We start from the raw sequence: 12,201 nt of genomic DNA, 5'->3' as shown, positions 1-12,201 counted from the left end.
CGGCTCAAGGCGTTTCGTCTCGGTCGCTGGCGCTCCCTCGCTCAACGACCGGAAACCCCGGTTCCTCCGTACGCAGGGCGCTGCGGCGTGCGGGGCGAGACGTCTCCGCGCTCAGGGACGGCGAGCCCGGCGCGGCGAGCGGTACGCGGTACGCGTACCGCTGACATCGGAGCCCGCCCCCTCGGACTCGGGCGGCGAGACTTCCGCCCCGCCCGAGTCAGATTGCGAGGGTCCGGCCCCGTCGGACTCAGACTCTGCACCCCCGGCCGCGGCGTCGTCGGCTGTTGGCGTCTCCGCGCCATCCTCACCGCCTGGAGCTTCGCCTTCACCCGTCTGCTCGGGCGGCCCGGATGCCTCGTCCGATTCGCCCTCGGGCGCTACGGCGTCCTGGGCGCCCTCGCTGGCGCTGGACTCTTCGGGCCCGACGGCGTCCTGGGCGCCCTCGCTGGGGCCGGACTCCTCGGGCGCGACGGCGTCCTCGCCCTCCTGACTCGCGCCGGACTCCTCGTCCGCGACGGCGTCCTCGCCCCCCTCGCTGGCGCCGGACTCCTCGGGCCCGACGGCGTCCTCGCCCACCTCACTCGGGCCGGACTCGTCGGCGTCCTCGGCCAGCTCGCCGGACCCGGCGAACCGGTCGGTCGCGGCGCGGAGCGCGGCGGCGATGCCCGGTTCGGACGCCGCGTGCGCGGCATCCGGAATCATCGTGAAATCCGCCTCGGGCCATGCGCGGTGCAGGTCCCACGCGGTCATCGCGGGCGTGCAGACGTCGTACCGGCCCTGCACGATGACGGCGGGGATGTGGCGGATGCGGTCGGCCCCGGCGATCAGCTGATCCGGCGTGAACCAGCCGCCGTGCAGGAAGTAGTGGTTCTCGATACGCGCGAACGCCACGGCGGCGCGCGGCTCGGACATCGCCTCGACGAGCTCGGGATCGGGCAGGAGCGTCAGGTTCGCCGCCTCCCAGCGCGACCACGCGACAGCCGCCGGCACGTGCACGGCGGGGTCGGGGTCGGCCAGGCGTCGGTGATACGCCTGCATGAGCTTCGACCGCTCGAGGATCGGGATGGGTGCGATGAAGTCTTCCCAGAGATCCGGGACGACGGATGCCGCACCACCCTCGTAGAACCACTCCAGCTCGTGGCGGCGCAGCGTGAAGATGCCGCGCAGCACGATCTCGGTCACCGCCTGCGGGTGGGCCTGCGCGTAGGCGAGGGCCAGTGCGCTCCCCCACGAACCGCCGAACACCTGCCACTTCTCGATGCCGAGGTTCTTGCGCAGCAGCTCGAGGTCGGCGACGAGGTGCCACGTGGTGTTGTGGCGGAGGTCGGCGTGCGGCTCGCTCGCGTGCGGGGTCGAGCGACCGGATCCGCGCTGGTCGAGCAGGACGATGCGGTATCGCTCAGGGTCGAAGAAGCGGCGGTGCCACGGAGACGTGCCGGCACCCGGACCGCCGTGCAGGAACACCACCGGCTTGCCCTCGGGGTTGCCGCTCTGCTCGTACGCGATGCGATGCCCCTCGCCGGCGATGAGCATGCCGGTGTCATAGGGCTCGAGGGGCGGATAGAGGATGTCGTCGAGGTGCTCATTCATAGGCTTCTCCCCGAGACGCCGAAGGTGTCGCAGGCGGAGACACCGCCCCGGTACCCCGCCTCGAACCAGCGCTGCCGCTGCTCGCTGGAGCCGTGCGTCCAGGACTCGGGGTTCACCACGCCCCCGGTCTCCTGCTGGATGTGGTCGTCGCCGACGACGCCCGCCGCGTTGATCGCGTCGGCGATCTGCTGCGGCGTGGGCTCCTGCAGATACGGCACGCCGTTCTCGTCGACCTGCTCGGTCATGTCGCCCACCCACGCGCCGGCGAAGCAGTCGGCCTGCAGCTCGGTGCGCACGCCATTGCTGTCAGGCCCGGTGCCGTTGTTGGGATGCTGCTCCATGATGCCGGCGATGTGCTGCACGTGGTGCCCGTACTCGTGGGCGAGCACGTAGAGCTGGGCGAGGTCGCCCGCCGACGCGTCGAACTGCTGACGCAGCAGGCCGAAGAACGTCGGGTCGATGTAGACCGTCTCTTCGGGCGGGCAGTAGAACGGACCGGTCTGGTTGGATGCCGTGCCGCACGTCGTCGCCGTCTGGCCGTCCACGATCACGAGCTGGGGTGCGCGATACCCCTGCATCTGGTCGGTCCAGTACTCGTCGAGCACCAGGCTCCCGGCGGCGAGCCGGCAGTCGTCGTTCGTGTTCGCATCCGCGCCCGTCTCGCACTGCGCGATCTCGGACTCCTCGCCGGTCCCGACCTGCGGCGTCGTGGGGATGATGCCCGACAGGTCCTGTCCGGTGAAGAGCTGGAACAGAATCACGGCGATCGCGCCGATGCCGGCGATTCCACCGCCCGCCACCGCCGCGCCCGCTCCTCGACGCCGCGCCGTGTTCCCCCCGACGTTGGCGTTCTCATTGAACGTCATAGCTGTCACGGTACCCCGAACGCCTGATCGCACACGAGAACGCCACAGAATCTCGCGGATTGCGTACAATGCCGCGGGCATAGGCTCGTGGCATGGCGAGCGAACCCACGACCGTGACCATCACCGGCGGCGGCGGGCAGATCGGCTACGCGCTGATGTTCCGCATCGCGGCGGGCGAAATGCTCGGGCCGGACCGTCCGGTTCGGCTGCGGCTGCTCGAGATCCCGCAGGGCATGCGGGCGGCCGAGGGCGCGGCGCTCGAGCTGCAGGACTGCGCGTTCCCGCTGCTGATCGACGTCGACGTGACCGACGACGCGCTGACCGCCTTCAACGGCGCCCGCATCGCGATGCTCGTCGGTGCGCGGCCACGCACGGCCGGCATGGAGCGCGGCGACCTGCTCGCGGCGAACGCCGGCATCTTCGGCCCCCAGGGGAAGGCGATCGGCGCCGTCGCCGACGAGGACGTGCGCGTGGTCGTGGTGGGCAATCCCGCGAACACGAACGCGCTCATCGCCGCGGCATCCGCTGCTCCCGAGGTGCCCGTCCACCGCTTCAGCGCACTCACGCGCCTCGACCACAACCGCGCCGTCGGCCAGCTCGCCGAGACGCTGCAGGTCGGTGCGGGCGACATCGACGGCGTGACGATCTGGGGCAACCATTCGGCCACGCAGTTCCCGGACGTCTCGCATGCGACCCTTCGACAGACTCAGGGATCTTGGGGCGGGATGCCGGTGCTCGAGGCGCTGGCCGACCGTCTGGGCGGCCGCGAGGCGGCGACGGCCTGGCTCGACGACGTCTTCATCCCCCGGGTCGCGAAGCGCGGCGCCGAGATCATCGAGGTGCGCGGCTCGTCGTCGGTGGCATCGGCGGCGAACGCCGCGATCGACCACGTGCGCGACGAGCAGCTCGGTACCCCGGGCCGCAGCTGGACGTCGGCCGCCGTCGTCTCGCGCGGCGAGTACGGGGTGCCCGAGGGAATCGTGTGCTCGTTCCCGGTGCGCTCCGGCGGGATCGGTCTGCTCGGCGACGGCTACGAGGTCGTCGAGGGGCTCGACCTCGACGCTCGCGCGCAGGGCCGGCTCGCGGCATCCGTCGAAGAACTCGTCGCCGAGCGCGACGCGGTACGCGAACTCGGCGTGCTGTAGCCGCCCGCCGCCGGCTACCACCGGTCGTTCAGCGAGGGAGCGAAGCGACCGAGACGAAACGCCCCGAACCCGCGACGAGAGCCAGGCGCGTTTCGTCTCTGCGCTTCGACTCGCAAGCTCGCTCAACGGCCGCGTACTCGCTCGCTCAACGACCCGGAAGGCGACGCGTGAGGCGAGCGCCGGTCCTTCACGGACGCTGGGATGCCGCGCAATAGGCTCTGAGGCGTGGAAGTGCTGATCGTCGTCATCGTCGCGATCCTCGTCATCGCGCTCGCAACGGCGGTGGCACCGAAGCTCGGGATCGCGGGGCCGCTGATCCTGCTGCTCGTCGGGGCCGCGGTGAGCATCCTGCCGTTCGTGGAGATCCCCGAGATCGACCCCGAGTGGATCCTGGTGGGCGTTCTTCCGCCGCTGCTCTACTCGGCTGCGGTCTCCCTGCCGGCGATCGAGTTCCGCCGCGACTTCGGGCCGATCGCGGGGCTGTCGTTCCTGCTCGTCATCGTCAGCTCGATCGTGCTGGGGCTCTTCTTCATCGCCGTGATCCCCGGCATCCAGCCCGCCATCGCCGTCGCTCTCGGGGCGATACTCAGTCCGACGGATGCCGTCGCCACCTCCATCGTCAAGCGCCTGGGTGTCTCCCGGCGCGTCGTGACGATGCTCGAGGGCGAGAGCCTGCTCAACGACGCGACGGCGCTGGTGCTGCTGCGCACGATGATCGCCTCGGTCGCCGTGGCCACCACCGTCGCCGGCGACGCCGGTGTGGGCGTGGGGTTCATCCCCGCCTTCGCCTGGGGCGTCCTCGTCGCGGCCGTGGTCGGTGCGATCGTCGGGCTGCTCAACCTGCGCCTGCGGGCACTGATCAAGAACTCCGCCGCGAACACGGCGGTGGGATTCGTGGTGCCCTTCATCGCGTACATCCCGACCGAGGAGCTCGGCGGTTCAGGACTCGTCGCCGCGGTCGTCGCCGGCATCGTGACCGGCCAGGGGGCGGCTCGATGGTTCTCACCCGAGCAGCGCCGCTCGGACGAGCACAACTGGCGGACGATCGAACTCGTACTCGAGGGCGCGGTCTTCCTGGTCATGGGGCTCGAGCTGAACGACATCGTGACGCAGAACATCGAGGACCACAACGGACTCGGCACCGGAATCGCCGTCGCCGCCGCAGCGCTCGCGATCCTGCTCGTGGTGCGCGCGGCCTACGTGTCGCTCCTCGTCTGGCTGCAGAGCCGGCGCGCCCGCGGCCGTCAGCGCAGCCGCCTCGAGGCGATGTCGGCGCGCATCGATGAGATCGCGTCGGGCGACGTCCTGCCTGCGGGCTCCGCCGCCCAGGCGACGGGACAGGCGGTCGCCACGCCCCCTTCCGGCGACGGCGCCCGGCCACCGGCATCCCGTCGCCGCCGTCGCAACCGGCGCGATGAAGTGAGCTTCGACAGTCCACGGGCGCAGCGGCGTGTCGCGTCGATGCGCGCTCGGGTCGCGCGCGCGCTGAACGACCTCGACTACTACCAGGCGTCGCCTCTCGGCTGGAAGCACGGGGCGATCATCGTCTGGGCCGGCATGCGCGGCGTCGTGACGCTCGCCGCCGCGCAGACGCTGCCCCGCGACGACACCAGCGACCGGGCGCTGCTCGTCTTCATCGCCTTCGCCGTCGCGGCCGGCAGCCTGATGCTGCAGGGCTTCACCCTCCCGTGGGTCGTCCGGCTGCTGCGGCTCGACCGGCCCGGCGACGACAGCCTCGACAAGGCCGAGCAGTCCGCCCTCGACGACGAACTGCGCGACGCGGCCGCGACTGCGCTGTCGGATCCGGCGCTGCGTCGCCGCGACGGCACCCCGTTCCCCGACGAGCTCGTCGCCGTCGTCGGCAGCCGCATGGTCGACCCGCCCGACGACCGCGACGACCTGCCGACGCGGGACCTGCTCGAGCTGCGCGTGGCGATGATCGAGGCGATGCGCGCACGGCTGAACGAGGTGTCGTCGGGTGGGGGCTACAGCACGCCGGCCCTGCGCCACGCGCTCGCCGAGCTCGACGCCGACCAGCTCAGCGTCGAGCTGCGCCTCGACGACGAGGACTGACGACGACCGGAGACGACGACCGACCACGCGGCCGGCTCCATCCGAGCCACCGCACCGGCGGCACCGCGCCGGCTGGATGAGAGAATGATGAGTGAGCGAAGGGGCCTCACATGAGCGAGACGACGAAGACGCCGCCGGCCGGGCACACCCACGCCGTGGCGACTCCGGGGTCGGTCGACGCCGACACGGCGCCCCTGCACCTGCCGCACCCGGCCGCGGAGTGCCCCAAGTGCTTCACCGAGCTGCAGCAGAACCGCAACTGGTGGCAGGCCCAGCCCGCCGGGTCACGGCTGGTCGGGTTGGTCATCTCTCGCGACGACATGCCCTCGGTGGTCGAGCAGCGCAACGACCTCACGCGGTTCGGCGTGCCGATCGAGGGCTTCCGCCATCCCGCTCCCGAGACGCTCGAGTCGTGGGAGGAACGTCTCGTGCGCCTGTTCGGAACGCTGGGGCGCGGCGATGTGCTGGTCGTCGCGAACGTGCACGCGCTCGGGCGCGACATCGACGAGGAGACCCGCACGGTCGCGGAGCTGCACCGCCGGGGCGTGGTCGTCAAGGTCGTCAGCCACGGCGGACGCCACCTCTACGACGCCGGGCGCTGACCTCGCGGTACGGCGGTCGACGCTGCTGGCGCGCTCACCCGGCGCTCAGCCCTCTTCGTCGAGGCGGGCGTCGCGTTCACCGCTGAGCGAGTTCGCGCGCTCCTCGTCGAGGAGCGGCAGATCGTCGCGCGTGACCAGGCGCGCCGCAAGCGCGTGCTCGACGAGCCGGACCCGGCGATTGGTGGCGTACGACCGGACGCCGCCGCGCATGCCGGGAACCCCGATGCGGTCGAGTTTGTCGCACACGTTGTCGAGCTTGCGGTTGAAGCGGGTGAGTGTCCACCCCAGCCGCTCGGCGGCCTGCGCCGACGTCGGCAGCTCGCTCATGCCGGTCCCCTCCCGCCGCAGCACCGGCTCGGCGAGCGCGAGGATCATGACGCGCTGGCTTTGGGTGAGCGGCACGTCGCCGATCGTGCTCAGCCCGTCGTCGTCGGGCGGCGGCTGCGTGTCACGGAACGTCGGCTCGGCGGCGTGGATGGTGAGCTCGTATGTCGTCGGCCCCGCGCTGAAGATCACGGATGTCGCCGCGAAGACCAGCGGCAGGCGTGCGCCCGGTGCGAGCCACGCCTGCACGCGCCCACCGGTGTCGGTGACGGTCGCCGAGAGGCGGGAGCCCACGTTGGACAGCAGCCAGAGTCCCTCGACGTTCTGGATCGTGAGGAAGTTGCGGTGCAGGAACAGGTTGTCATCGATCGCGAGGTCGCCCTCACGTCCGACCGTGAACACCGCGTCGGGCGGGACGGAGAACTCCTCTCCGGCGAACTCGACCCTCAGCGTGTCGGCGACGGCAGCGGTCACGGCGCGCACCCCCGGCTCGGCGTCTGCTGGTACTGGCCGTTCTCGCGCACGAGAGTGACGTCGATGCAGGTCTGACCCGACGTCACGGCAGGAACGACGATCTCGGCAGTGTCCACGGGCTGGGCCTCGGTGGTGGGGTCGCTCGCCGAGACCGGTTCGACGATGTAGCTGTCGCCGTCCTGCGGGTCGGGATTCGTCCAGGTGAAGCGCACACCGCCGTCAACGGCGGCACCTGCCACGTCTTCCACGGGCGGCACGACCATCGAGAGCGGATCCTGCGGCTTCGACGAGGCAGAGGGCGTCGGCGGATCCTGCGACGTGCCCGACAGCAGACCGGGAAGCGACACTCCGATGATCACCGCGACGATCACCAGGGCACCGGCGCCGAGCCCGATCCACAGTCCGGTGCGCCGGCGCGGCGGCGCGACCTGGTCTGCGTCGGATGCGGCGTCATCGGCGCCGGGGATGAACCTCCCCGGCACGGTGGCCGCAGCTCCGTGCTCGTGGATCGTGCCCCGAGCCACGGTCGTGGCGTCGGTGGTCGCGAATCCGGTGGTCGCGGGAGCACGAAGCACCGTCTCGTCGAACGACACCGGCAGGTCGGGCTGCCCTCGGAGCTGCGTCTGGTCGTACGCCGACGGCGGGGTCATCGATCGCGCGACGGTCTCGGCGTCGACGGGCGCCGGCTCGAACCGCGACGCCGCCGGGGCGGTGACCGCCGACGGGCGCGTCATGCCGGCCGCCGGAGTCGTCTCGGGGTTGATGCTGACGACGCCACGCACGCGCGTGAGCCCGTCGTCCTCGTCCTCCTCGATGTCGTCCGGAAGCTGGTCGTCGAGGATGTCGATCGGCGTCACGGAGTGCGACAGCTCGATCTGCACGGTCTGCAGCGCACGCGCGAACGCCAGCGCGCCATCGTGGCGATCGGCGGGCGACTTCGCCATCGCCCGGTCGAGCGCCCGCTGCAGCGACACGGGCACGTCGGCGCGGCCGAGAGGCGGCAGCGCGAGCGTCTCTATGCGGTGGATGAGCTCGGCCGCCGAGTTGCGCTGACCCGGCAGCTCGAACGGCGACCGGCCGGCGAGGAGCGTGTAGACGGTCGCTCCGAGCGCCCACACGTCGGAGCGGGGGTCGCTGCGCGGCACATCGGCGAACGACTCCGGCGGCGACCACGGAATCGACAGGCCCGCCGACTCGGCCGCTGCATTCGTCGTCGATGCGATGCCGAAGTCGGTGAGCGCCGGACGGTTGTACTCGGTGACCAAAATGTTCGCGGGCTTGATGTCGCGGTGGAGCACCCCGGCGCGGTGGGCGGTCTCGACCGCGGCGGCGACCTGCACGCCGACGCGCAGCGATTCGGCGATCGAGAAGGGCTCGCGCCGGTAGCGCACCTGCAGGTTCGGGCGCGGGCAGTACTCCATCACAAGGTAGGGGCGCCCGTCCTGCGCGACGCCGGCCTGGTAGATCGTGACGATCGCCGGGTGCGTCGAGAGCATGGCCATGACGTTGGCCTCGGCGGTGAACTCCTCGACCGAGCCGCTCGACATGCGCTCCGTGAGCAGCACCTTGACGGCCACGCGCCTCTTTGGAAGCTGCTGCTCGTACAGGTACACGTCGGCGAAGCCGCCGGACCCGAGCAGGTCGACGTAGGTGAAGCCCGGAAGATCGGGCGGCGCCATCGGCGCGCGCTTGGGACTCACGACATCCCTTCGATCGCGACCGTGATGCCGTCGCCGAGATCCAGCACGTCTCCCGGGACGACCACCGTGCCCTCGCCGGGATGCAGCCGCACGGGATCCGTTCCCGGACGCAGCAGCGTGGTGCCGTTGGTGGTGCGCAGATCCGTGGCGACGATGCTCTCGCCTTCGGCCCGCAGTTCGACGTGGCTGCGCGAGATGTCCTGCTGCGGGCTGTCGACTGCAACGAGGTGCGGCAGGTCGGTGCCGCTCACGCGCGTGGAGCGCGGGCGGCGCCCGATCACGACGGTGCGGTCGAGCGGGATCACCTGCCCGGTCGACATCCGCACGCGCCCGGGCGCGGGCGGGCGCGGTGGGGCGAGCGGGTCGAGGGGAGCATCCACGGAGGGTGCCGGGTTCGAATCCGCGACGCCTGATGCCGCCGCACGCAGCGCGCGCGCCTGGGCGAGCGAGATCGTCGCGCCGTCGTGATCGCCCGCGACGGGGGGGCCGGGCGGCGCTGGAGACGGCGCCAGGGACTCCTGCCGCTGAGCGGCGTCGTCGGCGGCGCGGATCACGGTGGCGCCGATGAGCTCGTCGAAACCGGCCGCGCCGGCGGCGCCCGCGGCGTCTCCCTCTTCCTCGTCGTCGTCCATCAACCAGGCATCGAGCCCGGTCCGTGCCGGCGCGACGTCGTCCGGGGAGAGCGCCGAGTCGGACGGCAGGAGCGTCTCCGCGTCGGCGAGCGACGGCACGGAGTCGATGAGCCCTCCGGGAGGCGCGGCGATCGCGGGCGCCGGGGACGCAGCGACACGCGGTGCCTCAGGAACCGGGGAGGTCGGCTCGGCATCGGGGGTCGCAGGGGTGGCCCCGGAGGCGTCCTCGCCGGCAGCCGGAGTCTCCTGTGCCGAAGCGGCCGCCGGCACCGCGACGGGTTCCGGGCGCTTCGCCAGCGCCGGTGCAGCCGACGGGCGTGGGGACGCGGCATCCCATACGATTCCGCCGGCCAGCACGATGCCGTCGGCGATCTCCCACTCCGCGGGCGACGAGGCGTCAGGCTCGGACGTCGTCAGCGCCACGCGCACGACCGCGGGGATCACCCGCTCGGTCCACGTCGTCACGCCGGTGCCCGTGACCCGCTCGGGCGTCGCCGCGTCGACCTCGAAAGCGAAATCGCCGCGCACGGCGATGCGGATGCCGTCAGCCTCGGGGAGCGCCACCGCGAAGGCCGGGATCGCCGTCAGCGACGCACCGTAGGCGCCCGTGAGCGCCTCGATGACGCCGCCCAGGCCGCGCCCGTCGGCGACGAGGGTGCGGATGCGCCCGAGGAGCGCTGCCGAGGTTCCCGGTTCGAGCACCGCGAAACCGCGGGGCGTGACCGCGATCGGCGTGGATCCCGGGGCGTACAGCGTCGGCATCAGATTCCTCCTGTAGCGACCGCACGCGGCAGCGTGTCGCCGTCGATGTCGGCGGCCGGATCCGCGGGGGCGCTCACCGGCACCGTATCGCGTTCCCACGTCCGGTTCGTACGCGTGCGCACCGCAAGCGCGTCGACGACCAGCGCGGTGATGTTGTCGCGACCGCCGCGCACCATCGCCTCGTGCACGAGCCGCGTCGCCGCGGCCTGCGGGTCGGTCTCGGTGAGCAGGACGGCGTGGAGCGCGTCGCGATCCAGCTCTCCGGAGAGGCCGTCCGAGCAGACGAGGATGCGGTCGCCCTCCTCCGCCGGGAGCAGCCAGTAGTCCGGTTCGGAGTCGCTTCCCGCGCCGATGGCCCGTGTGATCACATTGCGTCGCGAGTCCCGCTCGGCCGCATCGGCGGCGAGTTCCCCGCTGTCCACGAGCTCCTGCACCACGGAGTGGTCGACGCTCACCTGCTCGAACCGCCCCTCGCTGAGGCGGTAGGTGCGCGAGTCGCCGAGGTTGATGGCCAGCCAGTATCCCTCGCCGTCCACATCGGCGATCACGACACCGGCCAGGGTGGTGCCGGCTCCCGCGCCGGCGCCGGGCGGCAGCATCGCGACTCGGCGCCGTGAGGCGGTCACGGCCGTCTGCACCTCGTCGATGGTGAGGCTCTGGCGGCCGGCGAGCGCCGCGAATTCGTCGATGACCGCCGCACTGGCGATCTCGCCCGCATTGTGACCACCCATGCCGTCGGCCACGAGGAACAGCGGCGAGGCGGCGATGTAGGAGTCCTCGTTGATGCGGCGCCGCAGTCCCGCATCGGTCGCCGCTCCGCACGCGACCGCGATCGGCGCCGTCGGATCGGTCATCACGCGGCGCTCACGGCAACGCGCCGGTCGCCGAACTCGAAGCTGTCGCCGGCACGCACGTTCGTTCGCACGCCGGGCATCAGCGGGATCCGTGCGCCATCGCGCACGAGCGTGGTGCCGTTGGTCGAGTGGCGGTCGACGATCCACGCGCCGGTGGAGTCGCCGCCGATCTCGAAATGCGTCTTCGAGAGCGACAGCGTCTCATCGCGCACGGGGATGGAGACGGCGCCGTGCTCGTTCGCCGGGTTGCGACCGTAGAGCGTGCGCCCGTACACGGCCATCCGCGTGCCGTCGTCCCAGGTGAGGACGGCAAGCACCGGGGCCTCGTCGTACAGCGCGGCGCGCTGGGCGGGCGGCGGCACCACCAGGCGGGTCTCGTCCAGGTCGTCCGTCGACGACGCGAAGGCCACGGATGCCGGGGCCACGACGGAAGCGAGTGGCCGTGCAGGCGCCGCCGGAGGAGCAACGACCGACGCGACGGACGCGAACGGCCGCGCGGGTGCCGCGACCGGAGCCGGAGCCGGAGCGGGAGCCGTGGGTGTGCCCGCTCCGAACAGGGCGGCGAGAGGCTCCGTGGTCGTCGCCGCCGGGAACGGCATCGTCATGCTCGGGAAGTCATCGGTCTGCGCGGCACGCGTGACCGGCGCGTAGCCGGTCCCCCACGGCACGCCGTCGATCACCCCGGGGCGGATGGGTGTGATCGGGCGCGTGGCCGGAGCAGGACCCGCCGCCGCCGGGCGCGCGTCTACCGGCACCGACGCGGCCGCGACCGGAAAGTCGGGAATCGGCGCCGCGTGAAGCGGCTGCGGAAGCGGCGGGCGCACCGCCGCCAGATAGGGATTCTCGGCCAGGAGCGCGGTGGCGTCGAGGTGAGACGTCGCGTGGCCCGCCCGGATGTCGAGGACCATCGATCGCGATGCCATGTCGTGCCACCCCTGGCGGCGACCGCTGGAGTCGAACAGCGGCGAGAAGTAGCCGATGACGATCGACCCCGCGAGCCCGAAGACGATGTTGCGCCAGACCGCGCGCCAGATTCCGATCCGGCCGCGCGAGTCGACGTCCTGCAGCTGGAGCCCGAGGGCCCGCTGTCCGATCGAGCCGCGCCCGCCCTGCATCGCCGAGTACACCAGCCACCAGGCGAGCAGCGCACCGCCGACCACGAGGGAGGCGAGGACGACG

Annotated in this window: 9 protein-coding genes and 1 pseudogene; 3 read left to right on the top strand and 7 right to left on the bottom strand. The window is 72.0% G+C overall.

The genetic code is table 11. From position 1 onward, the window contains the following. Positions 1 to 624: 624 nt before the first annotated feature. Together pip and B1729_RS18745 are read right to left on the bottom strand one after the other, a co-directional pair. Positions 625 to 1,590: pseudogene (gene pip, locus B1729_RS18750) on the bottom strand (prolyl aminopeptidase); the annotation flags it as partial. Further along, complete coding sequence (locus tag B1729_RS18745; RefSeq protein WP_163616555.1) at positions 1,587 to 2,456, bottom strand: neutral zinc metallopeptidase; 870 nt, start codon at positions 2,454 to 2,456, stop codon at positions 1,587 to 1,589. The pseudogene pip and the gene B1729_RS18745, both read right to left, overlap by 4 nt. A gap of 92 nt (positions 2,457 to 2,548) precedes the next feature. On the opposite strand from B1729_RS18745, the gene B1729_RS18740 reads away from it, so the two are divergent. The 3 genes from B1729_RS18740 to B1729_RS18730 all read left to right on the top strand — a co-directional run bounded on the left by B1729_RS18740 (position 2,549) and on the right by B1729_RS18730 (position 6,276). Further along, the gene (locus tag B1729_RS18740) at positions 2,549 to 3,601 is read left to right on the top strand and encodes a malate dehydrogenase (RefSeq protein ID WP_163616553.1); all 1,053 of its coding nucleotides are present in this window, start codon (positions 2,549 to 2,551) and stop codon (positions 3,599 to 3,601) included. A gap of 225 nt (positions 3,602 to 3,826) precedes the next feature. Continuing rightward, positions 3,827 to 5,674, top strand: a complete 1,848-nt coding sequence (locus tag B1729_RS18735) for a sodium:proton antiporter (RefSeq protein ID WP_163634299.1) — start codon at positions 3,827 to 3,829, stop codon at positions 5,672 to 5,674. Between the two features lie 110 nt (positions 5,675 to 5,784). Continuing rightward, on the top strand, positions 5,785 to 6,276 hold the full coding sequence (locus B1729_RS18730; protein ID WP_239539714.1) for a recombinase family protein: 492 nt from the start codon (positions 5,785 to 5,787) through the stop codon (positions 6,274 to 6,276). Between the two features lie 45 nt (positions 6,277 to 6,321). Here B1729_RS18730 and B1729_RS18725 read toward each other — a convergent pair whose 3' ends face one another. The 5 genes from B1729_RS18725 to B1729_RS18705 all read right to left on the bottom strand — a co-directional run. Continuing rightward, complete coding sequence (locus B1729_RS18725; RefSeq protein ID WP_163634297.1) at positions 6,322 to 7,074, bottom strand: hypothetical protein; 753 nt, start codon at positions 7,072 to 7,074, stop codon at positions 6,322 to 6,324. Then, positions 7,071 to 8,774, bottom strand: coding sequence for a serine/threonine-protein kinase (locus B1729_RS18720; protein ID WP_239539713.1), 1,704 nt, complete (start codon positions 8,772 to 8,774; stop codon positions 7,071 to 7,073). Before B1729_RS18720 ends, B1729_RS18725 begins: the two co-directional genes overlap by 4 nt. Further along, on the bottom strand, positions 8,771 to 10,168 hold the full coding sequence (locus B1729_RS18715; protein WP_163634295.1) for an FHA domain-containing protein: 1,398 nt from the start codon (positions 10,166 to 10,168) through the stop codon (positions 8,771 to 8,773). Before B1729_RS18715 ends, B1729_RS18720 begins: the two co-directional genes overlap by 4 nt. Further along, complete coding sequence (locus tag B1729_RS18710) at positions 10,168 to 11,022, bottom strand: protein phosphatase 2C domain-containing protein (protein WP_163616543.1); 855 nt, start codon at positions 11,020 to 11,022, stop codon at positions 10,168 to 10,170. Before B1729_RS18710 ends, B1729_RS18715 begins: the two co-directional genes overlap by 1 nt. Continuing rightward, positions 11,022 to 12,201: RDD family protein (locus B1729_RS18705; protein ID WP_163634293.1), on the bottom strand; the 1,180-nt coding region annotated here is incomplete at its 5' end. The genes B1729_RS18710 and B1729_RS18705, both read right to left, overlap by 1 nt.

Source organism: Microbacterium sp. B35-04, from assembly GCF_010634885.1.
Lineage (GTDB): Bacteria > Actinomycetota > Actinomycetes > Actinomycetales > Microbacteriaceae > Microbacterium.
The sequence above is the reverse complement of the archived record's forward strand: the minus strand, read 5'-3'. Positions and strand labels throughout refer to the sequence as shown.